Source organism: Lachnospira multipara ATCC 19207, assembly GCF_000424105.1.
Taxonomy (GTDB): Bacteria; Bacillota; Clostridia; order Lachnospirales; family Lachnospiraceae; genus Lachnospira; species Lachnospira multipara.
Genome location: NZ_AUJG01000007.1, coordinates 29,999 through 55,741, shown reverse-complemented (window position 1 = coordinate 55,741; position 25,743 = coordinate 29,999). Strand labels below are relative to the sequence as shown.

The following is a 25,743-nucleotide window of genomic DNA, read 5'->3' as shown; positions in this document are numbered from 1 at the left end:
AAGAATAAGGAGAATTTTATGGAAAATTTAAGCGAGATTACAAAGGGATTTTACTGGTATTGGATTAATAGCATCCCAGGGGTGGGCCTTGTAAAAATCCACAAATTACTAGAATATTTTGGAAATCCTAAGAGGGTATTTTTTGCAAAGAAGTCGGACTATTTAAATATAGAAAAGATTAGTGAAAATGATGCTAAGGCCATTGAAGAATCAAAGGAGGTTGGCTACATTTTAAAGGACTATATTAAGCTTAGAAAGTCAGATATGAAATTTAGCTATCCAGGAAAGGAAGACTATCCAAAGCAGTTACTTGATATAGAAAATTATCCTGTGAATCTATATTATTATGGAAGACTTCCGGATTTTAATAAGCCAATTGTTTCTATTGTAGGGGCTAGGGGCTGTACTGATTATGGAAGAAGAATTGCCTATGAGTTTGCAAAAAGCTTTGCAGCTAATGGTATTCAAGTAATTAGTGGCATGGCCCTAGGAATTGATTATTATGGACAAAAGGGGGCTATTAGTGCTGGCGGTTATTCTTTAGGAGTTCTTGGAACTGGGGCAGATGTATGTTATCCAAGAAATAATTTAGAGCTATATCTTCATTTAAAAGAGCATGGAGGAATACTGTCAGAATATAAGCCAAATACTCCTGCAATTCCCGGACATTTTCCAGAGAGAAATCGTATTATTAGCGCACTAAGTGATGCGGTAATTGTAGTTGAGGCAAGGAATAAAAGTGGTAGTAAAATTACGGTGGATTGGGCTCTAGAACAGGGAAAGGACGTCTTTGTAGTGCCGGGGAGAATCTCTGATCCTTTATCAGTTGGATGTTTAGAATTATTGAATGAAGGTGCTAATCCTATACTTAGACCAGAAGATATTTATCAATGCGATTTAATTTCTACTAAAAGCAATAAAAATCAGGCTTTATCTAGTGAAATTTCCCCACAAAATGAACAATTTAGACACAATTTAAATAAATTGCCTATTGCCAGTCAAAAAAATATGGTGTATAGTGAACTCGATTTGTATCCTTGTGCGTTAGATGATTTAGTAACTAAAACAGGGTTACCTTTAAGTATCGTGGTGGAAAATTTATTAGAATTAGAGCTAGAGGGTTTAGTGGAGGAGACAACGAAGAATTGCTATGTAAGGGTACAAATCTAACATAGTAACGGAGGAATATGAAGTGGCTAAGTATTTAGTAATAGTAGAGTCGCCAGCTAAGGTAAAAACAATTGGGAAGTTCTTGGGTTCAAATTACAAGGTAATGGCCTCTCAAGGACATGTACGTGACCTTCCAAAGTCACAGATGGGTATTGATCCAGAAAACGATTATGAACCTAAATATATAACAATTAGAGGTAAGGGTGAATTACTTGCTGCCCTAAGAAAGGAAGCAAAGAAGGCAACTAAAGTATATCTTGCAACCGATCCCGATCGTGAGGGAGAGGCTATTTCTTGGCATTTAGCAGCAGCTCTTAAATTAGAAGATAAGGACATTTATAGAATTACCTTTAATGAAATTACAAAGGGTGCAGTTAAGGAATCTTTAAAGAATGCAAGAAAGATTGATATGAATCTTGTTGATGCACAGCAAGCAAGACGTGCCCTTGATAGAATCGTGGGTTATGGAATCAGTCCTCTTTTATGGGCAAAGATTAAGAGAGGTTTATCAGCTGGTAGAGTTCAGTCTGTTGCACTTAGAATCATTTGCGATAGAGAGAAGTTAATAGATGAATTTATTCCAGAAGAGTATTGGACAATTGAGGCTAATTTAAATATTGAAGGTGAGAAGAAGCCTATTGTTGCCCAGTTTACAGGAACATCTAAGGGTAAGCTTGAAATCAAATCAAAGAATGAAGCAGATGAGATTTTAGCTAAACTTAAAAAAGAGAAATTTAGTGTTGATCAGATAAAGAAGGGTGAGAGAAATAAAAAAGCTCCACTTCCATTTACAACAAGTACAATGCAGCAGGAAGCAGCTAAGGCCCTTAACTTTGCAACTCAAAAGACCATGCGAATTGCACAGCAATTATATGAAGGTATTGAAATTGAGGGAAGAGGTAGCGTAGGTTTAATTACTTATTTACGTACTGATTCTACAAGAGTTGCAGATGAGGCAGTAGCTACAACAGCAAGCTTTATTAATGATAATTATGGTAAAGAGTATGTAGCTGGTAATCATATTGAGGCAAAGAAGGATGAGAAGAGAATTCAGGATGCCCATGAGGCAATTCGTCCTACAGATTTAACTCTTTCACCAGTTGTTGTAAAGGATTCTCTATCTAGAGATCAGTTTAGATTATATCAATTAATATGGAAGAGATTTATTGCAAGTCAGATGACTCCTGCAGTTTATGAAACAACTTCTGTTAAGATTAAGGCAGGAGATTATAGATTCTCAGTATCTGCATCTAAGGTTAAGTTTGAAGGTTTCATGGCAATTTATAAGGAAGCTGATGATGAAGAGAAGTCTAATACTTTAGCTAAGAGCTTAGATGAGAATTCAAAGCTTAGCTTAGAAAATGTTGAGGGAATTCAACATTTTACACAGCCACCTGCACACTACACAGAAGCTAGCTTAGTAAAGAGTCTTGAAGAGCTTGGTATTGGTAGACCATCTACTTATGCACCAACTATTTCAACAATTATTGCTAGACATTATGTGGCAAAGGAACAGAAAAACCTTTATGTAACAGAGCTTGGTATTGCAGTTAATAACGCAATGACAACAGCCTTCCCAGTTATTGTAGATACACAATTTACAGCTAACATGGAATCTTTACTTGATGGAGTTGAAGATGGATATGTGGATTGGAAGGATATTATTAGAAACTTCTATCCAGATTTAAAGGAGGCAATTGATACAGCCTCTAAGGAATTGGAAAATGTAACAATTGAAGACGAGGTTACAGATGTTATCTGTGAAAACTGCGGTAGAAACATGGTTATTAAATATGGCCCACACGGTAAGTTCCTTGCTTGCCCTGGTTTCCCAGAGTGTAGAAATACAAAGCCTTATCTAGAAAAGATTGGCGTTCCTTGTCCTAAGTGTGGTAAGGATGTTGTTCTTAAAAAGACTAAGAAGGGTAGAATCTTCTTTGGTTGTGAAGGCTATCCAGAATGTGACTTTGTTTCATGGCAGAAGCCATCAGTTAAGCCATGTCCTGAATGTGGCGGCTATATGGTTGAAAAGGGTTCAAAGCTTGCTTGTGCTAACCCAGAATGTGGCCATGTAGAAGCGTTTAAAAAGAACGAAAACTAGTATTATAGGGGTGAATTTATGAGTATACAATTATTGGACAAAACTCGTAAAATTAATAAGTTGTTACACAATAATCACACCTTAAGAGTAAATTTTACAGATATTTGTCTTTGCCTTTCAGAGATTTTATTATCTAATATTATTGTTACTAGTAAAAAGGGCAAAGTCCTTGGAATGGCTAATTTAGAGGAAGGTCCCTTTATAAAGGATTTAGTAATATCTAAGGGAGGTTTTATTGACCCAGAGCTTAATGAGAGATTCTTAAGTGTCCTTAGTACTAATGAAAATGTTAATCTTGCCATCTTAGGTTTTGATAGCAAGGATGTAAAGAATATTACAGCCCTTATTACACCTATTGAAATTGCTGGCGAGAGACTTGGTACACTTTTTATGTATCGAAAGAATAATAATTATGATATTGACGATATTATTCTTAGTGAATATGGAACTACAGTAGTAGGCCTTGGTCTTATGCAGTCTGTTAATGAAGAGTCTGCAATAGATGCAAGAAAGCGCCAGATTGTAAAGTCTGCAATCTCAACCCTTTCTTCTTCAGAGCTACAGGCTATGAAGTATGTTTTAAATGAACTTGATGGAACGGAAGGAATATTAGTTGCCTCAAGAATAGCTGATAAGGTAGGCATTACTCGTTCTGTTATTGTAAATGCCCTAAGAAAATTTGAGTCGGCTAATGTAATAGAAACTAGATCTTCAGGTATGAAGGGAACTTATATTAAGGTTTTAAATGACTTAATATTTGACGAGGTTGAGGCTAAGGATGGCAGTCTTTCTCTTTAGCTTATTAGGCTAAAAATCATAGAAAGACGAAAAATCCTACTAAAATTACTAAATATATAAACAGTCTTGCTTTTTTACTATAAAGATAGTACAATATTACTATCCAAGGAGGATAAAGCGACGAATGGATGGATCCACATTAGTGGGTCCATTTTTTGTTTTATCCTGAAATACGTGATTTAAAGATCTTGCAAGACTTTGGCAAGGCAAAATTTACTTGTAATTTTATTAATTTATTTTATAATTAAATTAGTATTATTCGTGAATTAAATATACTCATAGTAAATAAAAAGCTTTTTCTTTTGAAAGGAGAATCTATGGCGACAGGAGCATTTGGTTATGTAAACCTATTAACAACTGCTGCTAATGCAAGTTGGGCGAGGGAAGAAGTACTAAGTAATAATATTGCTAATGTTGATACTCCAAACTATAAAAGGCAAGACATAGAATTTACTACATTTTTAGAAAATGCCCTTCAAAGAGCAGGTAGCGATGCCACCTCTCTTAGTCAGAGAGTAAACAATGTTAATTACAATGATATTGCAATTAGAACTTATACAGATAATTCTACACTTTCATATAGAACAGATGGAAACAATGTGGATTTGTCCACTGAAAATGTAGAATTAGCCTCAGAACAGTTAAACTATTCGGCATTGATTGACAGCATTAAAAATGAGTTTAATAGGTTTGGTTATGTGATTAAGTAGTAGGAATAGTCTAGCTAAAGGAGGATTATATGGCACTTTTTACATCCTTTAACATTAGCGCTTCTGGAATGACAGCACAGCAGCTAAGAACTGATGTTATTGCAGAAAATATTGCTAATGCGGATACAACTAGAACTTCTGATGGAACAGCATACGTAAAGAAAAACGTTGTATTTACAGAAAAGACTTTAACAGGCACAGCACTTGGAAAGAAAGCAAGTGTTTATCAGAGCTATTCTACATTTGCAGACGCACTTCGTATGGCAAATGGAGGAATTGTAGGAAATGGTGTTAAGGTAACAAGCGTTTATGAAGATACAAATACAGATATGAATATTGTTTATGATCCATCTCACCCAGATGCAGATGAGAACGGTTATGTAACATATCCTAATGTAAATGTAGTACAGGAAATGACAGACTTAATTGATGCTTCAAGATCTTATGAGGCAAATATTTCAGCCTTTAATGCAGCAAAGGCTATGGCTCAAAAAGGCTTAACCATTGGAGAATAGGAAATAGAAATTATTAGTAAAAGAAATCATAAAGAGAATTATAAAGAGAGATTATAAAGAGAAATTAGTAAGGTTTATAAAGAGAAGTAAGATACTAATATTTGGAGGTGGCTTATGGATGTTACACAGGCTGTAAATAATTTAAATTCAGACTATGTCTATAAGGTAACAAATGCCATGAATCAAGGGACACAAGAAAAAACTAGTGAAACTAATTCAGGGGATGCTTTTAGTGCAGTCTATTCTTCTGTTACAAGCTTACTTGAAAGTACTAACGACTATATTAAACAAGCTCAGCAGGCAGAAGTTGACTTCGCCCTTGGAAACTTAACGAACACACATGAATTAGGGGTATATCAGCAACAGGCAAATATTGCATTGCAATACACTGTTGCCATAAGAGATAAGGCGCTAGAAGCCTACAACGCAATAATGAATATGCAGATTTAACAAAACCATTTTTGAAGGATTTGGGGTGTGAGAATTATGTTAGAGAGAATTAGGGAAATACCGGCTAAGCTTCTAGACATTTGGAGAAGTTTTTCGAAAGCTCAAAAAATAATTATTGTCAGTGGTATAACTGTCTTTATTGTAGCAGTAATAGTACTTGCTTTTGTGCTGTCTAGACCTAAATACGAAGTCTTAAAGACTTGTAGTGATTATGAGACTTTAGGAGAGGTACAGACATTACTTGATGAAAACCAAATCAAATACAAAATTGATAATCTTATAGTTTATGTCGAAGATAAGGATTTAACTAAGGCTAAGGTAGCAATTGCCTCAGGTAATTTAAAAGCTGATGGTTATACCTTTGAAGAGGCAATGTCTAATGATCTAACAACAACAGACTCCGATAGAATTAAGAAATATGCCAACTATTTGCGAAGTAAATTATCCGCTGACCTTGAAGGCTATAATGGCATTAAGTCCGCTGAGGTAAATGTAACAATACCAGAAGATACCTCAAGCTTTTATGCAAACTCAGCTGAAACTACTGTAGCTGCAAAACTTACAACTACAGGAAGCTTTGATGAGTCACAGGCAGAGGCGATTGCCCTTTTCCTTGCAGCCTCAGTTGGTAATTCCTCAACAGATAACATTACCATTACAGATGATAATGGAAATGTATTGTTTAGCGGTATTAATTCTGACTCCACATCCACAGTTACATTAAATAAAAAGCTTAAATACAAATCAACAATAGAAAATACAGTGGTTTTATCTCTTCAAAAGGCCATTACAAGTAGTGGTTTATATGATGAGGTAAATGTTGCTATTAATCTAGATTTAGACTGGGATACTATCAATGAAATCTCAACTACTTATACAGCACAAGAAGGTAGAGAAGAAGGTCTATATTCAGAAAGTTATGAACTTGAATCTACTGGAAATACAGGGGCTAGTGGAACTCCTGGAACTACAAGTAATGATGAGACAACTTATGATGTTACAGATGGCACAAATTCTACATCTACTTATACAGTAAAGCAGTATTCATATTTGCCAAATGAAATCCGAAAGACTACTACTAGTTCTCCTGGAGATATTGTTTATGATTCATCTACAATTGCAGTAACCCTTATACAAAAGGTTGTTTATAAGGAAGAGGAGGTGCAGGATGCTGGACTCTTGTCTGGTACAACTTGGGACCAATATAAGATAGATAATGCTGAATCTGTAAAGTTAGAGGTAGATGATGACTGGATTCAGATTATTGCTAAGGGTACAGGTATTACAAACACTGATAACATTTCAGTAGTTGCCTACCAGGTACCATATTTTGAAGATAAGCCAGCAACTAATATTTTAAAGACAGCTAGCTTCTGGATTCAGATTGTGCTTGCTGTGGCTATCTTAGCAATTCTTATCTTAGTAGTTCTTAGAAGTACAAGACCTCTTACAGTTGAGGAGACAGAGCCTGAGTTATCTGTGGAAGATATGTTAGCTACTACTAAGGAAGCAACTGCTACACAAACAGTTGATGATATTGATGTACAAGAAAAATCAGAAACCCGAATTGCTATTGAGAAATTCGTTGATGAAAATCCAGAGGCCGTGGCGCTATTGCTGCGTAACTGGTTAAATGAAGACTGGAATTAGTAAGGGAGGAAGAGTATATGCCAAAAGTACCTAATGGTGAAAATGAGATGGATGGCGTTGAAAAAGCCGCCACACTATTAATTGCACTTGGACCAGAAAAATCAGCTAAAATATTTAAACATTTAAAGGAAGAAGAAATCGAACAGCTTACTCTTGAAATTGCCAACACAAGTAGTGTTTCACCACAGACTAAAGAGGCAATTCTTTCAGAGTTCTATGAAGTTTGTTTGGCTCAGCAGTATATTGCTGAAGGTGGTATTTCTTATGCTAAGGAGCTTCTTGAGAAAGCCCTTGGTGAAGATAAGGCTAAGGATGTTATTGGTAAGTTAACTGCCAGTCTTCAGGTTCGTCCCTTCGAATTTATTAGAAAGACTGATTCATCACAGTTACTTAACTTCATTCAGGATGAGCATCCACAGACTATTGCCCTTATTTTATCCTACCTACCAGCAAGCCAAGCTTCAATGGTTGTAGGTTCTCTAGCACCAGAAAAGCAGGCAGATGTTGCAAAACGTATTGCCTTAATGGATAGAACAAGTCCTGATGTAATTAAGCAGGTTGAAAAGGTATTAGAGCGTAAGCTATCAAGCCTTGTAAATCAGGATTACACAATCGTTGGTGGTGTAGATGCCATTGTTGAAATTTTAAATACTGTTGATAGAGGAACAGAAAAGCATATCATGGAGACTTTAGAAGTAGAAGAGCCAGAGCTTGCTGATGAAATCAGAAAGAAGATGTTCGTATTCGAAGATATTCTTTCACTTGATGATAGATCTATTCAGAGAGTTCTTCGTGATGTTGAAAATTCCGACCTTTCTCTTGCCCTCAAGGGTGCCACAGAGGAAGTTCAAAATGTTGTGCTTAACAACCTTTCAAGCCGTCTTGCTTCTATGATCAAGGAAGATATGGAATTCATGGGTCCTGTTCGTATGAAGGATGTTGAAGAGGCTCAGCAGAAGATTGTTAATATTATTAGAAAGCTCGAAGATTCAGCAGAAATTGTTATTGCTAGAGGTGGAGGTGACGAAATCATTGTCTAATCTTCTTAAACGTGGAAGTATTGTTAATAAGGACGAAAGAGTCATTGATTACAATGAAATAATACAAAAAAAGATCGAGGCTCTTAGTGAAAGCTACGCAAGAAGAGATGAGGATGGTTTTGTTAATGGCCTTGATGCAGATTACATAGACTATGATGACTATGAAAATGATGAGGATATAGATTCCTTACTTGAAGATGGTGAAGGGCATGAGGAAGATTATTCAGAGCTTACAGCTGATGTAGATGAGGAATTACAAAGGCTTTATAATCTTGAGAATATGGGCTTTGATGATGATATATCACCAGAGGAACGAGACGCCATTTTACAAACAAGAGAAAGAAGAAAGCAGGCTCTTTTAGAAAAAAAAGAGGAGCTAATTGAGGAGGCAAGAAAGCTAAGAGGCAAATCTAAGCCAAAGGAAAGACAGGCAAGATCTGCACCTAGGCCTACTTCTAATATTACTACAGAGAGTCTAGCCCAAATTAATAAACAGTCTGAGGAAATACTTGCTGCTGCCAATGAAGAGGCAGAAAGAATTTTAGAGGAAGCAAGACAAATGGCTGAGGGCATTGTTAATAAGGCCAATGAAGAAACAGAGGCTATTAAAAATGATGCAGCCCAGTCAGGTTACAACGATGGTTGTATTAAAGCGGAAGCTAAAATTGAAGAAATGCGACAAGAACTTGATAATGAATATAATCAAAGAAAAGAAGAGCTTGAAAGAGAGTACGAAGAAAAGAAGGCCAATATTGAGCCGGAGCTTGTGGACATTTTAACAGATGTATTTAAAAAGGTGACCTTAACTGTGGCAGAGGATAATCAAGAGATTATTATGCATTTAATTAATGGGGTTATGAGAAATGCAGATAGCAGTCATAACTTTATTATTAAGGTTTCACCAGATGACTATAAATTCCTGATTAATAATCAGGGAAAGCTTTATGTGGCCATGTCAAAAGAAGTTAATATTGACATATTAGAGGATCCAACCATGAAGCGAAATGAGTGTATCATTGAAACAGATACGGGAGTATTTAATTGCGGCCTTGATATTGAGCTAGATAATCTAATTAAGGATTTAAAGCTACTTAGCTGCATTTAGTTATTTAGATATTTACATTAGTAGATACATTTTTATTAGTAAATAAGAATAAGAGGGGGAGTGGCATTGGTGTCATTAGTAGACAGAAATAAATACTATGCTTTAACAGATAAGTCTTTTTATGACAAACTTGGTAAGGTTACCAAAATCGTAGGACTTACAATTGAATCTATTGGCCCAGATGCTAAGTTAAATGATTTATGTCGCATTGTATCTGCGGATAAATCTGTGGTTTTATATGCAGAGGTAGTAGGCTTTAGAGATTCCAGGGTTTTACTTATGCCCTTTGATGTAGTAGATGGCATAGGTCCTGGTTCCGTTGTGGAAAATACAGAACATCCCCTTTCTGTTAAGGTAGGAGATGAAATTTTAGGTCACACCCTAGATGGTCTTGGAAATCCCACAGATGGCTTTAAACTTGAAACTAGCAAAGAGTATTCTGTTGAGGCCGCACCACCAGATCCTATGGATAGGGTAATTATTAATGAAGTGCTTCCTCTTGGAGTTAAGGCAGTAGATGGACTTCTAACTGTTGGTAAGGGGCAAAGAATCGGTATATTTGCTGGTTCAGGTGTTGGAAAATCCACCCTTCTTGGTATGTTTGCAAGAAATACTAAGGCGGATATTAATGTAATTGCCTTAATTGGCGAGCGAGGAAGAGAAGTAAGGGAGTTTATTGAAAGGGATTTAGGTCCTGAGGGTATGAAGCGAAGCGTGCTTGTAGTTGCTACCTCAGATAAGCCTGCCCTTATTAGAAATAAGGCAGCAAAAACTGCCACAGCCATAGCAGAATATTTTAGAGACCAGGGAAAGGACGTGCTTTTAATGATGGATTCTCTGACACGTTTTTCCATGGCACAACGTGAAATAGGTTTGGCCTCTGGTGAGCCGCCAGTTACAAGAGGTTATCCACCTTCAGTTTATTCTGAAATGCCAAAGCTACTTGAAAGGGCTGGAATGTCAGATAAAGGTTCTATTACAGGTCTTTATACAGTCTTAGTTGATGGCGATGATTTTAATGAGCCCATTACTGATACTGCAAGATCTATTCTTGATGGTCATATTATGTTATCTAGAAAACTTGGACATCAAAATCACTATCCAGCAATTGATGTTTTACAAAGTATATCAAGATGTATGAGCCAGATTGCAAGCCCTGAACATAAAAAAATGGCAGGACGACTAAAGACTGTTATGGCAACCTATAATGAAGCAGAGGACTTAATTAATATTGGAGCCTACAGGTCTGGTTCTAATAAAAATATTGACTATGCCGTTTATAAAATCGACAAGGTTAACGCCTTTTTATGCCAGCAAACAGATGAGAAGTTTAGTTTTGATGAAGAACTTGCCCTTTTAGCTGACATTTTCTCAGATTATGAAAGCTTTGAAAAAGGGGAACTTAACCTATCTGGTATAAAGCGAAAGTAGGGAGTGAGTAGTCTATGGCAAAGTTTGTTTATAGGATGGAAAATGTATTAAAACTTAAGGAACAAATCGAGAGCCAAAGACAGATGGAATTTGTACAGGCACAAAATAAAGTTCTTGAAGAAGAGGAAAAAATGAAGGCCTTAATTAATCGTTACAGAGGATATGTAAATGATCAAAAAGAGGCCTCAAAAAATAAAATTAGCATTGTAAATTTACGACATTTTGGAGACTGTATAAGAGTTACAAAGGAGCTAATAAAGGCAGAAACGGTGCAAGTTAAGGTTGCAAAAAAGAATTTGGAGGTTGCACAAAAACGACTTGCAGATGCAGTTATGGAAAGAAAGATTCAGGATAAGTTAAAGGAAAGAGCCTTTGAAGAATTTAAGCAGGAATTAAGTAAGGAAGAAATGAAAGAGATTGACGAAGTTATTAGTTTTAATTACAATAATCGTAGTATTTGAACGCAGTGTAAGCGATCCCCGCTTCAAAAGCGTAAGCTTTAAGCGGGGGTATAAAGCTTACTAGTGTCAGAAGGGGTTAAAGCCCCTTCTGACAGGTGGCACAAAGTGCCACTGCGTTCATGAGGAAGTAGCGAAGCGGATTCCGAATGTCCGCTTTACTTGTATTAAATTAATAGTTTTAAAATAACGCAGGGGATGAAATTTTAAAGAGTAGCTAGTTTACTAGACAAAAGGGGAGGTCTATATGGCTAAGAAAAAGTCTAAGGACGAAATTGAAGACGAGTTACAAAACGAAGATGAGGAAAAAGAAGGCGGGATATTAGCTAAACTTGGCAGTATCTTTATTGCTTTAATTGTCATCGCTATTTGGCTTGCAATCTTTGCCCTACTGATTAAGATGAATGTAGGGGGGATTGGTAGTATGTTGCGCCCTTATTTAAAAAATGTACCTGTAATAAATATGATTTTGCCAGAGGGTTCTGATGAGGAGACTGCAAAAGAAACTGGCAGCAGCTATAAAACCCTAGCAGAAGCCCTTGATAGAATTAATGAGTTAGAGGCTCAAATTGAGGAGTATGAAAATAATGGCCAGACAGAAAAAATCTCAGAGCTTGAAGCAGAGGTAGCAAGACTTAAGGTCTTTGAAGAGAATGCAGAATACTATCAGCAGCTAAAGGATAAGTTTGATACAGAGGTTGTTTATACAGATAACGCCCCTGATATTGAAAACTATAAATCCTGGTATGAGTCTATTGATGCAGATAATGCGGCTAAAATCTATGAGCAAGTTATAAAGGATTTAGCATATTCTGAGGCAGTTAAGGAATGGGCTAGTACCTTTGGTAGTATGGAAGCTGCCAATGCTGCAGCAATTTTAGAAGAAATGACAGGAGATACAGACCTTGTGGCAGATATTTTACTAAATCTTGATACAGATGTTAGAGCTGCTATTATGGCAGAGATGGATACTGTCTTTGCTGCTAAGCTAACAAAGATTATGTACCCATAGCTTTAACTCAGTCGGAGTACAAGCTCCGACTGAGTTAAACGCTCCTCGATGATAAAGATTACAACCCTTTCTAATTAGGAAAGTTTTTTTAGGAAAATGTTACTAATTAGGAAGGGTTATTTTTGTGCCTGTAATTAGAAAACTTGTACTAAATTAGCAGCTATTCACTTCCGATATATTCTTTGAAAGGAGGTAGTAGATGCAACTAGCCAATTTAGAAACTAGCTTAAAGCTAAACTTTAACAGGGGTCCAAACAGCACATCATCAAAATTATCGGGCCCTGAGACTAATCCTTTTGGACAAGTTTTAAAAAACACACTAAAGACAAGTAAAAGCACATCAAAAGAAACTAATGAAAGCTTTGCAAGTACACAGACAAAGCAAGTTAAAACTAATGATAATAATACTAATAAGGCTGATTTTGATAATGAGATTAAAACTTCTAATAATGAATTAGAATCAAGCGTAAACAAGTTAGAAGAAGTAGATGAAAGCACATCAATTCCTACAGATCTTATTAATGAAGAAGCCAAGGAAATTATTAGTGAAATTGCAGACCTACTTGATATTGACAGCGATGAAATTATTGAAACCATGGCAAGTCTTAACATGAATGTATTTGACATATTTGATTTATCAAAGATTCAAGAACTTATGTTAGAACTAAATGGCGAGGGTGAAATTGCTTTAATTGTAGACGGAGATTTTTCATCTAAGCTTGAAGACATATTAGCATTTGTAAAGGACAAAATAGAAGGCTTAGCAGAAAGTTTTGATATTCCAGTTGAAGATCTTAGAAAAAATTTTGAGGGAGAGAAAAATATCTTTGAGGGAATATTCCTTAAAGAAGACAATAAAGAGTTAGTAGATACTAGTAAGCTAAATGCACAAAGCCAGGTTATAAGTCCTAAGGAAGCTTTTAACGAAGCTTCATTAGAAGAACCAAAGGAGGATTCACTAGAATCGGTAATTGAAGAAAAAACAATTATTAATCTAGAAAAAAATCCGGCCCAGGCAAATGAAAATGCAAGTTCTAATGAAAAGGGACAAGACATTTTTAATAACAAAAAGGAAGACTTAAATACAGTAACAGTTAATAATCAGACAGTAACTTCCGATGTTTATAAAAATTTTGCCAACGCATTAGAATCCATTGAAAACACTACAATCAATCAGGTAGACGTAGCAAGACAGGTAATTGATCAAATCAAACTAACTAGCAGTCAGAATCTAAATCAGATTGAGGTAATGTTAAATCCTGAAAATCTTGGCTCAGTACATGTAACAGTTACAGCTAAGGAAGGAATTATAACAGCAGAACTTACAGCTACTAATGAGGCGGTTAAGAAAGCCCTAGAAAATCAGATGCAGACCTTAAAGGAAAACTTTAATAATCAGGGAATTAAGGTTGAGGCAGTTTCAGTAACTATTGAGAGCCACTCTTTTGAGGGAAATACTAGTTTTGAAGGGGATACAAGCAAGGACAATTTAGGACAGGATAAGAAAAAAAGAATGAATCTTGATTTAAGTTCGATAAATGACCTTGATTTTGAAGAGCTAACTGCCGATGAAATAAGAGCAAGGGATTTAATTGAAAACGGCGATGCTTCCGTTTCTTATTTAGCATAAAAGAAAGGAGTTTTTTATGGCATCAGAAGTAGGAGTTTGGTCGCAGGTTAATGCCGATGGCAGCGTTTCACAAACCGCTACAACAATGAGTTCAAGTCTTAGTTCTATGGGTTCTACAAAAAGTAAGACAACAATTGATGTAGACGGATTTTTACAGTTAATGGTAGCTGAAATGCAAAACCAAGACCCATTAGAGCCAACAGATAATTCAAAATACATGGCTCAGCTTGCTACATTTACACAGGTAGAAGCAACAACAGAAATGAATGACAATCAGATTAAGCAAACAGCTTCTAACTTAGTTGGTAAATACGTAATTATGAAAACTAGTACAAATAATGACGGTTTTGTTGGTGGCAAGGTTGATTATTGGGAAGAGATAAGCGACGTTTTATATCTAGGCATTGGAGATAAATTATATGACATTAAGGATTTAGACACAGTAATGGACGATGAATATTTCGACGTTTGGTCAGCACAGTAATCTAAAGAAGAGGTGACCGATATGAATAATATTGTAAATGGAAATATTAACTCAATTGAAGCTATGACCGATGCCGTACTTAAGTCTACTAAGCAAACTAGTAAGAAAAATGAGTATAGCGGTCCAAGTTTTAAAGAGATATTTAATTCAAAAGCTTCTATTGATTCCGTTATTTCAAATAGTAGTATTGGCCAGGTAAAATTTTCAAAACACGCAAATCAGAGACTTGAAGAAAGAGACATAAATTTAAGTGATGAACAATTAAACAGGCTAGAAGAAGGAACACAAAAAGCAATTTCTAAAGGAATAAAGGAATCTTTAGTATTAGTTGATAACCTTGCATTTATAGTTAATACAACTAACAAAACAGTTGTAACAGCGATGGATAGTCAATCTAATGAGGAAAACGTATATACCAATATTGATGGAGCTGTTGTAATTTAGCCGGACCTTTTGGAGGTTAACATCCCAGACTGCTTGAAGGGATGAGCAACATTTTCTATTAATATGGTGTCATCGTGATTAACCTAATTGCATTAGTGGAAACACTATCAACCTAAATTAGGAGGACAAATATTATGATGAGATCATTATTCTCTGCTGTGTCAGGTTTAAAGGCACATCAGACAAGAATGGATGTAGTTGGTAATAATATTGCCAATGTAAATACAGTGGCTTATAAGTCACAGTCAATGACATTTTCAGAAGTTTTTTATCAGACAACACAAACTGCTTCAGGACCTAACGATAATAAAGGTGGTACAAACCCAAAACAGATTGGTTTAGGTTCATCTGTAGGAAGTATTGCTACTGCAGTTTCAACAGAAGGTGCTTCAGAGCGTACAGATAATCCATATGATTTACAGATTTCTGGTGACTCTTTCTTTATTGTAAGTAGTGCAGGAAATACATACTTTACAAGAGCTGGTAACTTTAAGGTAGATGAAAGTGGTGCTTTAGTTACATCAGACGGTGCTAATGTAATGGGTTGGCAGACAGATGATGATGGTAATGTTGTAAAAGATATTGTGTCAAAGCTTTATGTTACAAGTTCACAGTTTACTTATACAGCACCTGCAAGAACAACTGCTCTTACACTTTCAGGTAATATCAATGCTTCTTCAACAGAAGCAATAACAACAACTATGAACTTCTATGATAGTTTAGGTAATTCTTATCAGGCAACGGTAACACTTGATTATGTAGACTCAGGCTCTGATACAGTAAAAACATATAATATTAATCCAGTTTCAATTTCACAGAATGGTTCAATTACAAATCTTTCCTTTGATGTTTCAGGTCAGATTAGCTTTAATGCCGTAACTGGTGCCTCACTTGAATCAAACAGCGAAATCGTTTTAACTCTTAATAATAACGGCAACGGTTCTACAGATGTTTTACTAGATACTGTAGGTGCTGAAAATACATATCAGATAAGTCTTGATGCCACAGGTCTTACAATGTATTCAGATAAGACATCAGTTAAGTCTTCAATGGGTATTACAAATGATGGTTTAACTACTGGAGCTGGTAAGGCTACAGGTACAATGACTTCTGTAGGTATTGATACTTCAGGCTGTATCGTTGCAAGTTACAGTAACGGTGATACAGTAACAATTGGTCAGATTGCAGTAGCAACTTTTGCTAACCCAGAAGGTCTTGAAAAAGCAGGCGAAAACCTTTGGGCTGCAACTCTTAACTCAGGTTTATTTGATGGAATTGGTACAGATGTAACAGCTGGAGATGGAAAAATTACCTCTGGCGTATTAGAGATGTCAAATGTAGACTTATCATCAGAGTTTACAACAATGATTACAACTCAGAGAGGTTTCCAGGCAAATTCAAGAATTATTACAGTTTCAGATACAATGCTTGAGGAATTAATCAACTTAAAGAGATAAATTTTAGCATTTAACATAAGAGGCGCTAATTTTTTAGCGCCTCTTTTTTTCTCCGTGCTAATAAAGCATTTTAACTCAGTCGGGGTACAAACTCCGACTGAGTTAAACGCTCCGCGAGGATGCGCACGGATTCGGACAGGAATTTGTCTGCTGAAGGAACATCAGCCATTAGAATTTTGCTTGAGCAAAATCGGGCTGACGCTACATCGTAACTGCTTCGCAGTTGCGACATCTGTAGCAGACCCGAATCCGGCGCGCAAGACTCGCGAGCGAGTCTTGACAAACTAATCTTTATGAAAATGTATTTATAAGGATAATTCGTATAATATAACTAGGTAATAAGTACTATACAATTAGTGTAAAAGTATTGAAAAACTAAAATAATAGAAAAATATTAGCGAAAAACGATACATTTTCAAAAAAATATGTTAGAATAAAGAAAAATAGTGGTTAAAATAAATATATATTATTGCTTTATTTAGCTAAAAGTGTTTTAATATTATTAGTGAACATCGTGACAAATTACATAAGAGTCTTGGGGGAAAGATATGATTGACGTTACTAGATTTAATGATAAAAAGTTCGTGCTTAATGCTGAGCTAATCGAATCCATAGAAGAGACTCCAGACACAGTCATTACTTTAACTAATGGGCATAAATATCTCGTAAAAGAGACGATTGATGAGGTTATAGATAAGGTCTATAGCTACAAGTCTAGGATATTTTCTCAATTCGCAAAGGTAAATGATAACTAATTAAACTTTTAAAGAAGGGTGGGTCTTTAAATGGATATAGCTACATTAGCGGGTATTGTCCTTGGTTTGGTCATGGTATTATTCGGTATTATTTCTTCAGGTGGTGTGGCTGCCTTAGGAAACTTCATTGATGTACCATCCCTTATTATTACAATTTTTGGTTCCTTAACATCCCTTATGGCCTCATATACAATGGCCGACTTTACCGGCGGTTTTTCAGGTATTGGCGTTGCTATGAAGGACCCTAAACTAGATCATGGTGCGGTAATTACTAAGATTATTGAGCTTTCAAATGTGGCTCGTAAGGAAGGTTTACTTGCTCTTGAAGAGATTGCTAGAGGTCTTGAGGATCAGTTTATGCAAAAGGGAATTTTACTTATTGTAGATGGTACTGAACCTGAACTTGTAAGAGGAATTCTTGAAACAGAACTTATGAATATGGAAGCAAGACATAAAAACAAAGCTGGCTTTTTTGATGCTTGGGCAGCTCTTGGTCCTGCTTGGGGTATGATTGGTACACTGGTAGGTCTTGTTAATATGTTAAAGAACTTATCAGATGCTTCAACAATCGGTCCTAATATGGCCGTTGCCTTACTTACTACACTTTATGGTTCGCTTCTTGCTAACTGGATTTGTACACCAATTTCTAATAAGTTAAAGCAAAGAGCAGCTATTGAGTTTCAGTTAAAAGAAATTGTAATTGAAGGCTTACTTTCAATTCAGGCAGGTGAGAACCCTAGAGTTATTGAAGAGAAACTTAAGTCATTCTTAGCACCTAAGGCTAGAGAAGCTATTTCATCAGAAGGAGGTGCTGCTTAATGGCAAAGAAGCAAGAAGATGAAGCTCCTGCTGGATCTCCAGCCTGGATGGCCACTTTCTCAGATCTGATGAATTTGCTGCTTTGTTTCTTCGTATTGCTTTTCTCAATGTCTAGTACAGATGCTGGAAAATTTGAAGAGGTAGCAGCCAGCCTTGCAGCTTCCTTTAGTATTTTGCCATCAGGTGGTTCCGCACTATCCTCAGAAGGTGTTTTGGTAAATAGTGGCGCTAGCCAGTTAAATGAACTTAGCACCTACTATAATAGCATGGGTCTTAATGCAGAAGGTGAGACAGATACTGAAGTTCAAGATGCCTATGAGGAGGTTCAAGAAGAAGGTCAGGCAGAATCTGAGCAAATGGCAGAGGAAATTACTGAAAGCCTTGCAGCCTCAAATGTTGCAGATCAGGTAGAGGTAACAGCCACAAGTAAATACGTAGTATTAAATCTTAGTGGCGGTGTCTTATTTGAATCAGGAAGCTATGCCATAAGAGAGGATGCTAAAACCCTTTTAAAGGCAGTTTCAGTGGCAATAAAAGAATATGATGGAAATATTATTTCTATTGAAGGTCACACAGATAATGTGCCAATGCATTCAGCTCAAATTGAAGATAATATGATGCTCTCCCTTTATAGAGCTTATAGTGTTTACCGTTTCTTTGTAGATGAATACGGATTTTCTGAAGAGACCATGACAAGTTCTGGTCGTGGTGAAAATGTACCTATTGCCACAAATGAAACAGCAGAGGGAAGAGCATTAAACAGACGAGTAGAGATTAAGATATATAACAATATTAATTCATAAAATCTAAAGCGAGGTGGAAATTAGTGAAGAAAAGTATGTTAAACGTAATTATTTTGGCTCTTGTATTAATTAATTTAGTTTTAACGGCAGTATTGACATTTACATTAGTACAAACCAATACAAAGACTAATAGCCTTATAACCCATATTGCCGAAATAATCGATTTAGATGTTGCAGGGGGAACAACAGATTCAAGTTCTTCATCATCCTCAACAGATTTATCTAATATTGAGTATATCAGTGTAACAAATGGTGAAGAGACAACAATTACAGTAACTTATGTTGGCGCTCAGACTCACTATGCGGTATTAACTGTAACTATTGGTGTGAATAAGTCCCACAAAGACTATTCAGAAAAGATTACAACAATTAAAGACAACATGACTTTAATTGTTAACACAATCTCAACTCTAGCTACAGAAAAATATACATATCAGACAATTGCTACAAATACAAAGGATTTTCAGAATGACTGTTTAGAGGCATTACAAGATCTATTCCAGACTAACTGTATCTATTCAGTACTTGTAACACCAGTTGTTCAGTAATTGTAGCGTTTGTTTTACAAACGCTACACGTGTGCGAGCTGATTGCGAAGCGATTTGATTGTGTAAGAGGTAAGGAGAGGATTTGAAAAGAGAGGTGGGAGTAAATGAGTGAAGTTCTTTCACAAAATGAAATTGATAACCTCTTAAAAGCACTTAGTAGTGGTGAACTTGATGTAGATGAGATGAAAAACTCCGACGAAAAGCAAGTTAAGAATTACGACTTTGCCAGACCGTCTAAGTTTGCTAAGGAGCATTTAAGAACACTAGAGATTATTTTTGAAAATTTTGGACGTTTGCTTGCAACTAATTTACCAGCTTATCTTCGTAAATCAGTTACAGTAGATGTAGTAAACTCAGAAGTCGTAATTTATTCCGAGTTTTCAAACGCCCTTTCAAATCCTGTGTTACTAGGAGTTGTGGGAATGAATCCCCTAAATGGCTCTGTAATTATGGAAATGGCTTCAAACCTTGGTTTTGCCATAGTAGATAGACTACTTGGCGGACAGGGAAATGCCCTTGAAAAGGAAAGAGAATTTTCAGAAATCGAGCTTACTATTATTGAAAGAATTTTATCTATCTGTGTTAATCTAATGGAAGAGCCCTGGGAAAATGTGGTAAAAGTACAGCCAAGACTAGAAAGAATCGAGACTAATTCCCAGTTTGCTCAGATTATATCACCAACAGAGACCATAGCCATTGTAACTATGAATCTAAAGATTGGTGATGTGGAAGGCCTTATGAATGTGTGTCTTCCATTTACAACACTAGAACCTGTTATGGATAAGTTAAATACAAAATATTGGTTTGCTAACATGCAAGAAAAGGGTGGCGAGACCTTTGAACGTGAAATTGAAAGCATGATTTCAAGGTCAGAGATCCCAATTAAGGCAGTTTTAGGAAAATCAAATATTAGCGTGGCAGATTTTGTTGGCCTACAATATGGGGATATTATTAGAGTCAACAAAAAGGTAGAACAAGAGCTTGATATTTACGTAGGTAATATTAAAAAGTTTAAAGCCTTGCCAGGTTATTTTGAAGATAAATATGCAGTGAGGGTTACAGAAGTTATAAGAGAGGAGGATACATAAAGCTATGGATGGAATGCTATCACAAGATGAAATCAATGCTCTCCTAAGTGGTATGTCCACAGATTCAGACGATGGCGGAGGGGTAGAAGAACCATCTGAGAGTGCTGCTGCTGAGTTATCAGGAGAAGATGCATTTAGCTTAGCTGATTCAGAAAAAGATGCTGTAGGAGAGATTTCTAATATAAGCATGGGGACTGCGGCTACAACTCTAAGTTCTCTTCTTAATCAAACAGTTAATATTACAACACCAAAGGTAGATGTATGCAGCTGGGATGACTTATCTCATAAATATGATAGACCGTGTGTTATGATGCAGATTTCCTATAAGGAAGGTCTAGACGGTAATAATGTTTTAGTTTTAAAGGAAAACGATGTAAAGATTATTACTGACCTTATGATGGGTGGAGCAGGTGTTGCAAATGATGACGAACCTTTATCAGAGCTTCATTTAAGTGCCATTGGCGAAGCTATGAATCAGATGATGGGTTCGGCAGCTACATCTCTTTCATCAATGTTTAATAGGAAAATCGATATTAGTCCACCAGTTTCAAACCTTGTTGAAACCTACAATGATGTGGATGAAAATTTACCAAAATTCTTATCAAAGCCTTTTGTTATGGTTGCCTTTAAAATGCAAATCGGTGATTTAATCGATAGTGAAATCATGCAGCTATATCCTAAGGAATTTGCAGAAGAATTACTAGAAATGTTTATGCCAAAGGAAGAGGAAGCACCAGCACCGGCGCCAGAACCAACACCGGCACCAGCAGCCACCACACCACCACCACAGGCAGCCCCAGATCCAAATGCTATGAATGCAGGAATGGGAATGCAGGGAATGCCAATGCAGGGAATGCCAATGCAGGGAATGCCGATGCAGGGAATGCCGATGCAGGGAATGCCAATGCAAGGAATGCCAATGCAGGGAATGCCAATGTATGGCTATGCACAGCCTGATGTTAATGTGGCACCAGCTTCCTTCCAGCCATTCTCACAAGACCTAGGACAGTTAACTGCCCAAGAAAATATTGGTCTTATTATGGATGTACCTCTTGAGGTAACAGTAGAACTTGGTAGAACCTCAAAATCAATTAAAGATATTCTAGATTTTGCACCAGGTACAATTATTGAACTTAATAAAATCGCCGGTGAGCCAGTAGATATCCTAGTTAATGGCAAGTATGTAGCCAAGGGCGAAGTAGTTGTAATCGAAGAAAGCTTCGGTGTTAGAATTACAGAAATTATTAAATAACAACTTTTTTGTAAAAAACAATAGTAAATTTATGATAAATGGTGTATAATACAGTTAAATGATTTTGTGAAAATTTAATTCAGATAGGAGATATTGTATGGCAAAGAATATTTTAATTTGTGATGACGCGGCATTTATGAGAATGATGATTAAAGATATTCTAACTAAGAATGGTTATAATATTGCTGGTGAGGCTGAAAATGGCGCGAAAGCAGTTGAAAAGTACGCTGAATTAAAGCCAGATCTTGTTCTTATGGATATCACTATGCCAGAGATGGATGGAATTGAGGCTTTAAAAAAGATTAAGGCTTCAGATCCTAACGCATCTGTAATTATGTGTTCTGCGATGGGACAGCAGGCCATGGTTATTGAATCAATTCAGTCAGGCGCTAAGGACTTTATCGTAAAGCCATTCCAGGCTGATAGAGTTATTGAGGCAGTGCAGAAAGTAGTAGGATAAATGACAACTAACTTGATTTTAACTAACAGCTTAGACGAAATCGCTGAGTTTGTTACATTACTAGTTATTTTTATAATAGTCATAGGAATTACTTATTTTTCAATAAGAATTGTAGGAAATATTCAAAAAGAAAAGCTTGGGCGTGGAAACATACAAATTCTTGAGACACAAAAGGTATCTAATACCAAGTATATTCAAATTGTGAGGATAGGAAAGAAGTGCTTTGCGATTGCTATATGCAAGGATAGCATAAGCTATTTATGTGAAGTGGATGAGGGAGATTTACAATTTAACACAGATTCATCTATCTCTAAGTCGAACGCCGAAAGTTTTAAGGCTATAATAGATAAGTTTAAGAAGGACAAGCCAGAAGATTGATGGGGTAGGGATGATTTATGTTGCAGTGGATGAAGAGGCATAAGAAGGCAATTTGTAAAATTTGGCTAATTACTAGTCTAGTTATTTTTGTTAGTCTTTTTGCTAGTGTAAATGTATTAGCAGAAGAGGAGACAACAGCTAGCGCTAATAATTTGATTGATGTTAATATCTCAGCTGGGGATGGCTCTGATATGGCAAGCGTTTTACAGATGCTCTTAGTGTTGACAGTTATTGCATTAGCTCCGTCAATACTTATAATGCTGACTTCTTTTACCCGTATTGTAATAGTGCTTCACTTTACAAGAGCGGCCATTGGAACACAGACTGTTCCGCCTAATCAAGTAATTATAGGTTTGTCCTTATTTTTGACTTTTTTTGTTATGCAACCAACTTTCAATGAGGTATATACCAATGCCATAGAGCCCCTCTCTAATAATGAGATATCCTTAGAAGAGGCCTATGATATAGGAGTAAAGCCTATTAGAAAGTTTATGTTAAGCCAGGTATCTACAAAGGATCTAGACACATTTTTTAGCGCAGCAGGTGTAGAAGAAGGCTCAATAGAATCTGAAGATGATATTGAAATGCGAGTATTAGTTCCAGCCTTTATTATTAGCGAACTAAGAATCGCATTCATTATAGGTTTCTTAATTTATCTTCCATTTATTGTTATTGATATGGTAGTTTCTTCAACCCTTATGTCAATGGGTATGATGATGTTACCGCCAACTACTATTAGTGCTCCATTTAAGATTTTGCTCTTTGTAATGGCAGATGGCTGGAATTTAATAATTGGAAACCTTTTAAAGACCTTTTAGATAGAAATCGTAGTTAGTATAGCTAGCTAAAGAGATTTGGATTTGAATTTTTTAATGTATTACTAAAGGATTTGAGGTTTGTTGGGGGATTTAGGATGCAAGTAGGAGACGTAATAACAGTTGCAAGACAGACAATTTGGGTAATTGTTAAAACTTCTGTTCCGCTATTATTAGTATCTATGATAGTGGGTCTAGTTATCAGTTTGTTCCAGACATTAACATCTATTCAGGAACAGACTCTTACTTTCGTGCCAAAATTATTAGCAATAATGTTGGCTCTTATGATTCTTGGAAACTGGATTCTTTCAACAATCGTGGAATTTATGAACAACCTATGGGGAAACTTTGCTACATATATTCGATGATTAAGAGTCTAGAGGATTAAAATATGATAGAATACTCAATTATTATTGACCAGTTTTTAATTTTTATATTGATTTTAATAAGGCTCGCATCATTTTTGTATGTTGCGCCTTTTTTTAATACTAAGGGAATACCAGGCAGAATTAAAATCGGCCTAGCCTTTTTTATTAGCATGATAGTTTATGCTGCAAACCCTAGTTTATCCATTGAGTATAACAGCATGCTTGGCTATTCAATACTTGTATTAAGAGAAGTTTTAGTGGGACTAATACTAGGTGCCCTAAGCCTTATGAGTGTGCAAATTATTTACTTTGCAGGAAAAACTATAGATATGGATATAGGTCTATCTATGGCCCAGCTATACGACCCGACTACTAGAATGCAAACCGGTATTATGGGAAATTTTTATTATTATCTAATTATGCTTATTCTAGTAATTTCAGGCCTTCACAGATACCTAATTGGGGCAATAGTAGAGACCTTTAAAGTAATTCCTCTAGGGGGAGCTATATTTAAGGCAAGCATCTTTGATATAGTTCTAGACTTTATGTCTGACTATTTTATCATCGGCTTTAGAATTGCCCTGCCAGTATTTGCAGCAACTCTTTTACTAAATTGCGTTTTGGCAATTCTTGCAAAGGTGTCGCCTCAGATGAACATGTTTGTTGTAGGTATGCAGCTTAAGATTTTTGTAGGTATCTTTGTAATTCTAGTTACCATCTCTATGCTACCTTCCATTGCAAACTTCCTTCAAACTGAGATAAAGACCATCCTTGCCAAACTTGTAAAGAGCATGTATTAGGGGGATTTTTTATGGAAAATGTATCTCTTAATATAAATGAATATAAACTAGCAATAAAACTAAACCTTCAGTTCTTTGCACAAGATGGACCTGGTGGTGAAAAGACAGAGCCTGCAACTAATAAAAAGTTAAAGGATGTAAGAAAAGAAGGTCAGGTAGCAAAAAGTAAGGAAATAATTACAGCAGTGTCCCTGCTCTCCATTTTCATTCTTTTAAAAATTTATGTGGCAGGCATTGGAAATGGCTTTTTAAAGGCTTTCAATGAAATTTATTCCTACTTTGAAACAGTGACTAGTACTAGTGGCTTTGGACTTGAATCAGAGATGGCTATGGATATTTTAAAAAATGTTGGCATGATGATTATTACCATTATTGCACCGGTTTTAATTGTTGGTGTAGTTATAGCAATTTTAGGAAATGCCTTGCAGCAAAGCTGGATGGTAACTGCTAAACCACTAAAGCCTAAGGCTAGTAAAATAAGCCCGCTAAATGGCTTTAAGAGAATGTTTTCCTTTAAGCAGGTTTTTGAACTTATTAAGGCTATTGCCATGATGACAATTTTAGCGATTGTTGTATGGTCAATGGTAAAAAAGCAGGTTTATGTCATATATTCCTTTTATGATGTGTCTCTTTATACGGCCATTGTAAGAACCGGTCAGATAATTATTGATTTAGGAATTAGGGTTAGCCTAGTTTTTCTAATAATTGGCGTTGTGGATTTAATTTACCAAAGACATAAATTTAAAAACGACAATATGATGACAAAGCAAGAAATTAAGGATGAGTATAAGGATTCTGAAGGTGATCCACAGGTTAAGGGCATGATTAGAAGAAGAATGAATGATATTTCTAGACGTAGAATGATGCAGCAATTACCTGAGGCAGATGTAGTTATTACAAACCCAACTCACTTTGCAGTAGCCCTTAAATACGATCCTGAATCTGGAAAAGCTCCTATAGTTATTGCAAAGGGTGCAGATTATCTTGCTTTTCAGATTAAAGATAAAGCAAAAGAATATAACATTGAAATTGTAGAGAACAAACCACTTGCAAGAATTCTTTATCACAATATTGAAATCGGTGAGGAAATACCTCCTGAATTATATGTGGCAGTTGCTGAAATTCTTGCAGCAGTAATGAAAACAAAGAATAGAAACTTAACTAGCACTATGGTATAATTTTAATGAATGAATAATATTTTA

General features: G+C 36.0%; 28 protein-coding genes. All 28 read left to right on the top strand.

The annotated features are described in order from the left end of the window. Positions 1-18 precede the first annotated feature (18 nt). On the top strand, positions 19-1,170 hold the full coding sequence (dprA, locus tag G600_RS0107350; RefSeq protein ID WP_051195418.1) for a DNA-processing protein DprA: 1,152 nt from the start codon (positions 19-21) through the stop codon (positions 1,168-1,170). Positions 1,171-1,192: 22 nt separating this feature from the next. Next, on the top strand, positions 1,193-3,271 hold the full coding sequence (topA, locus tag G600_RS0107345) for a type I DNA topoisomerase (protein ID WP_027431366.1): 2,079 nt from the start codon (positions 1,193-1,195) through the stop codon (positions 3,269-3,271). 18 nt (positions 3,272-3,289) lie between these two features. Next, the gene (codY, locus tag G600_RS0107340; RefSeq protein ID WP_027431365.1) at positions 3,290-4,069 is read left to right on the top strand and encodes a GTP-sensing pleiotropic transcriptional regulator CodY; all 780 of its coding nucleotides are present in this window, start codon (positions 3,290-3,292) and stop codon (positions 4,067-4,069) included. Between the two features lie 317 nt (positions 4,070-4,386). After that, positions 4,387-4,779: a flagellar basal body rod protein FlgB gene (gene flgB / locus G600_RS0107335; protein ID WP_027431364.1), complete on the top strand. Its 393-nt coding sequence runs from the start codon at positions 4,387-4,389 to the stop codon at positions 4,777-4,779. A 29-nt stretch (positions 4,780-4,808) separates the two neighbouring features. After that, positions 4,809-5,294: a flagellar basal body rod protein FlgC gene (flgC, locus tag G600_RS0107330; protein WP_027431363.1), complete on the top strand. Its 486-nt coding sequence runs from the start codon at positions 4,809-4,811 to the stop codon at positions 5,292-5,294. Between the two features lie 114 nt (positions 5,295-5,408). Next, positions 5,409-5,744 (top strand): flagellar hook-basal body complex protein FliE, encoded by a 336-nt coding sequence (locus G600_RS0107325; RefSeq protein WP_027431362.1) that lies wholly within the window; start codon positions 5,409-5,411, stop codon positions 5,742-5,744. Positions 5,745-5,780: 36 nt separating this feature from the next. Further along, positions 5,781-7,394, top strand: coding sequence for a flagellar M-ring protein FliF C-terminal domain-containing protein (locus tag G600_RS0107320; RefSeq protein ID WP_027431361.1), 1,614 nt, complete (start codon positions 5,781-5,783; stop codon positions 7,392-7,394). A gap of 17 nt (positions 7,395-7,411) precedes the next feature. Further along, on the top strand, positions 7,412-8,434 hold the full coding sequence (gene fliG, locus G600_RS0107315; protein WP_181022508.1) for a flagellar motor switch protein FliG: 1,023 nt from the start codon (positions 7,412-7,414) through the stop codon (positions 8,432-8,434). Continuing rightward, on the top strand, positions 8,415-9,539 hold the full coding sequence (locus G600_RS15035) for a FliH/SctL family protein (protein ID WP_162141497.1): 1,125 nt from the start codon (positions 8,415-8,417) through the stop codon (positions 9,537-9,539). Before fliG ends, G600_RS15035 begins: the two co-directional genes overlap by 20 nt. A 66-nt stretch (positions 9,540-9,605) precedes the next feature. Further along, positions 9,606-10,970, top strand: a complete 1,365-nt coding sequence (gene fliI / locus G600_RS0107305) for a flagellar protein export ATPase FliI (RefSeq protein ID WP_027431358.1) — start codon at positions 9,606-9,608, stop codon at positions 10,968-10,970. A 14-nt stretch (positions 10,971-10,984) separates the two neighbouring features. Then, positions 10,985-11,431 carry a flagellar export protein FliJ gene (gene fliJ, locus G600_RS0107300; protein ID WP_027431357.1) on the top strand — a complete coding sequence of 149 codons (447 nt, stop codon included), beginning with the start codon at positions 10,985-10,987 and terminating at the stop codon, positions 11,429-11,431. Positions 11,432-11,675: 244 nt separating this feature from the next. Then, complete coding sequence (locus G600_RS0107295; RefSeq protein WP_027431356.1) at positions 11,676-12,440, top strand: MotE family protein; 765 nt, start codon at positions 11,676-11,678, stop codon at positions 12,438-12,440. A gap of 199 nt (positions 12,441-12,639) precedes the next feature. Beyond that, a complete protein-coding gene (locus G600_RS0107290) occupies positions 12,640-14,070 on the top strand; it encodes a flagellar hook-length control protein FliK (protein ID WP_027431355.1) in 1,431 nt (476 codons plus the stop codon). A gap of 16 nt (positions 14,071-14,086) precedes the next feature. After that, complete coding sequence (locus tag G600_RS14040; RefSeq protein ID WP_051195416.1) at positions 14,087-14,554, top strand: flagellar hook capping FlgD N-terminal domain-containing protein; 468 nt, start codon at positions 14,087-14,089, stop codon at positions 14,552-14,554. Positions 14,555-14,575: 21 nt separating this feature from the next. Beyond that, positions 14,576-14,998: a TIGR02530 family flagellar biosynthesis protein gene (locus G600_RS0107280; protein WP_027431354.1), complete on the top strand. Its 423-nt coding sequence runs from the start codon at positions 14,576-14,578 to the stop codon at positions 14,996-14,998. A 134-nt stretch (positions 14,999-15,132) separates the two neighbouring features. After that, positions 15,133-16,455, top strand: a complete 1,323-nt coding sequence (locus G600_RS0107275; protein ID WP_027431353.1) for a flagellar hook protein FlgE — start codon at positions 15,133-15,135, stop codon at positions 16,453-16,455. Between the two features lie 548 nt (positions 16,456-17,003). Further along, positions 17,004-17,210 (top strand): flagellar FlbD family protein, encoded by a 207-nt coding sequence (locus G600_RS0107270; protein ID WP_027431352.1) that lies wholly within the window; start codon positions 17,004-17,006, stop codon positions 17,208-17,210. Between the two features lie 30 nt (positions 17,211-17,240). Then, positions 17,241-18,029 carry a motility protein A gene (locus tag G600_RS0107265; RefSeq protein WP_027431351.1) on the top strand — a complete coding sequence of 263 codons (789 nt, stop codon included), beginning with the start codon at positions 17,241-17,243 and terminating at the stop codon, positions 18,027-18,029. After that, the gene (locus G600_RS0107260; protein WP_027431350.1) at positions 18,029-18,832 is read left to right on the top strand and encodes an OmpA/MotB family protein; all 804 of its coding nucleotides are present in this window, start codon (positions 18,029-18,031) and stop codon (positions 18,830-18,832) included. Before G600_RS0107265 ends, G600_RS0107260 begins: the two co-directional genes overlap by 1 nt. Positions 18,833-18,867: 35 nt before the next feature. Beyond that, entirely contained in the window at positions 18,868-19,380 is a 513-nt protein-coding gene (locus G600_RS0107255; RefSeq protein WP_242826362.1) for a hypothetical protein, read from the top strand. Positions 19,381-19,484: 104 nt separating this feature from the next. Then, positions 19,485-20,468 carry a flagellar motor switch protein FliM gene (gene fliM / locus G600_RS0107250; protein WP_027431348.1) on the top strand — a complete coding sequence of 328 codons (984 nt, stop codon included), beginning with the start codon at positions 19,485-19,487 and terminating at the stop codon, positions 20,466-20,468. Positions 20,469-20,472: 4 nt separating this feature from the next. Next, a complete protein-coding gene (gene fliY, locus G600_RS0107245; protein ID WP_027431347.1) occupies positions 20,473-21,720 on the top strand; it encodes a flagellar motor switch phosphatase FliY in 1,248 nt (415 codons plus the stop codon). Positions 21,721-21,817: 97 nt separating this feature from the next. Next, positions 21,818-22,180, top strand: a complete 363-nt coding sequence (locus tag G600_RS0107240; protein WP_027431346.1) for a response regulator — start codon at positions 21,818-21,820, stop codon at positions 22,178-22,180. Further along, positions 22,181-22,558, top strand: coding sequence for a flagellar biosynthetic protein FliO (locus G600_RS0107235; RefSeq protein WP_027431345.1), 378 nt, complete (start codon positions 22,181-22,183; stop codon positions 22,556-22,558). It abuts the gene before it with no gap. A gap of 17 nt (positions 22,559-22,575) precedes the next feature. After that, complete coding sequence (gene fliP, locus G600_RS0107230; RefSeq protein ID WP_051195415.1) at positions 22,576-23,376, top strand: flagellar type III secretion system pore protein FliP; 801 nt, start codon at positions 22,576-22,578, stop codon at positions 23,374-23,376. A gap of 95 nt (positions 23,377-23,471) precedes the next feature. Further along, positions 23,472-23,741 carry a flagellar biosynthesis protein FliQ gene (gene fliQ / locus G600_RS0107225; protein ID WP_027431343.1) on the top strand — a complete coding sequence of 90 codons (270 nt, stop codon included), beginning with the start codon at positions 23,472-23,474 and terminating at the stop codon, positions 23,739-23,741. Between the two features lie 23 nt (positions 23,742-23,764). Beyond that, the gene (gene fliR / locus G600_RS0107220; RefSeq protein ID WP_027431342.1) at positions 23,765-24,541 is read left to right on the top strand and encodes a flagellar biosynthetic protein FliR; all 777 of its coding nucleotides are present in this window, start codon (positions 23,765-23,767) and stop codon (positions 24,539-24,541) included. A gap of 11 nt (positions 24,542-24,552) precedes the next feature. Continuing rightward, positions 24,553-25,719: a flagellar biosynthesis protein FlhB gene (flhB, locus tag G600_RS0107215; RefSeq protein ID WP_051195414.1), complete on the top strand. Its 1,167-nt coding sequence runs from the start codon at positions 24,553-24,555 to the stop codon at positions 25,717-25,719. The last annotated feature ends 24 nt before the right edge of the window (positions 25,720-25,743 follow it).

Excerpts from the sequence above, each read along its gene's own strand:
- dprA (WP_051195418.1), top strand. The coding sequence starts at position 19 with ATGGAAAATTTAAGCGAGATTACAAAGGGATTTTACTGGTATTGGATT.
- codY (WP_027431365.1), top strand. The coding sequence starts at position 3,290 with ATGAGTATACAATTATTGGACAAAACTCGTAAAATTAATAAGTTGTTA.
- flgB (WP_027431364.1), top strand. The coding sequence starts at position 4,387 with ATGGCGACAGGAGCATTTGGTTATGTAAACCTATTAACAACTGCTGCT.
- flgC (WP_027431363.1), top strand. The coding sequence starts at position 4,809 with ATGGCACTTTTTACATCCTTTAACATTAGCGCTTCTGGAATGACAGCA.
- G600_RS0107325 (WP_027431362.1), top strand. The coding sequence starts at position 5,409 with ATGGATGTTACACAGGCTGTAAATAATTTAAATTCAGACTATGTCTAT.
- G600_RS0107320 (WP_027431361.1), top strand. The coding sequence starts at position 5,781 with ATGTTAGAGAGAATTAGGGAAATACCGGCTAAGCTTCTAGACATTTGG.
- fliG (WP_181022508.1), top strand. The coding sequence starts at position 7,412 with ATGCCAAAAGTACCTAATGGTGAAAATGAGATGGATGGCGTTGAAAAA.
- fliJ (WP_027431357.1), top strand. The coding sequence starts at position 10,985 with ATGGCAAAGTTTGTTTATAGGATGGAAAATGTATTAAAACTTAAGGAA.
- G600_RS0107295 (WP_027431356.1), top strand. The coding sequence starts at position 11,676 with ATGGCTAAGAAAAAGTCTAAGGACGAAATTGAAGACGAGTTACAAAAC.
- G600_RS0107290 (WP_027431355.1), top strand. The coding sequence starts at position 12,640 with ATGCAACTAGCCAATTTAGAAACTAGCTTAAAGCTAAACTTTAACAGG.
- G600_RS14040 (WP_051195416.1), top strand. The coding sequence starts at position 14,087 with ATGGCATCAGAAGTAGGAGTTTGGTCGCAGGTTAATGCCGATGGCAGC.
- G600_RS0107280 (WP_027431354.1), top strand. The coding sequence starts at position 14,576 with ATGAATAATATTGTAAATGGAAATATTAACTCAATTGAAGCTATGACC.
- G600_RS0107275 (WP_027431353.1), top strand. The coding sequence starts at position 15,133 with ATGATGAGATCATTATTCTCTGCTGTGTCAGGTTTAAAGGCACATCAG.
- G600_RS0107270 (WP_027431352.1), top strand. The coding sequence starts at position 17,004 with ATGATTGACGTTACTAGATTTAATGATAAAAAGTTCGTGCTTAATGCT.
- G600_RS0107265 (WP_027431351.1), top strand. The coding sequence starts at position 17,241 with ATGGATATAGCTACATTAGCGGGTATTGTCCTTGGTTTGGTCATGGTA.
- G600_RS0107260 (WP_027431350.1), top strand. The coding sequence starts at position 18,029 with ATGGCAAAGAAGCAAGAAGATGAAGCTCCTGCTGGATCTCCAGCCTGG.
- G600_RS0107255 (WP_242826362.1), top strand. The coding sequence starts at position 18,868 with ATGTTAAACGTAATTATTTTGGCTCTTGTATTAATTAATTTAGTTTTA.
- fliM (WP_027431348.1), top strand. The coding sequence starts at position 19,485 with ATGAGTGAAGTTCTTTCACAAAATGAAATTGATAACCTCTTAAAAGCA.
- fliY (WP_027431347.1), top strand. The coding sequence starts at position 20,473 with ATGGATGGAATGCTATCACAAGATGAAATCAATGCTCTCCTAAGTGGT.
- G600_RS0107240 (WP_027431346.1), top strand. The coding sequence starts at position 21,818 with ATGGCAAAGAATATTTTAATTTGTGATGACGCGGCATTTATGAGAATG.
- G600_RS0107235 (WP_027431345.1), top strand. The coding sequence starts at position 22,181 with ATGACAACTAACTTGATTTTAACTAACAGCTTAGACGAAATCGCTGAG.
- fliP (WP_051195415.1), top strand. The coding sequence starts at position 22,576 with ATGTTGCAGTGGATGAAGAGGCATAAGAAGGCAATTTGTAAAATTTGG.
- fliQ (WP_027431343.1), top strand. The coding sequence starts at position 23,472 with ATGCAAGTAGGAGACGTAATAACAGTTGCAAGACAGACAATTTGGGTA.
- fliR (WP_027431342.1), top strand. The coding sequence starts at position 23,765 with ATGATAGAATACTCAATTATTATTGACCAGTTTTTAATTTTTATATTG.
- flhB (WP_051195414.1), top strand. The coding sequence starts at position 24,553 with ATGGAAAATGTATCTCTTAATATAAATGAATATAAACTAGCAATAAAA.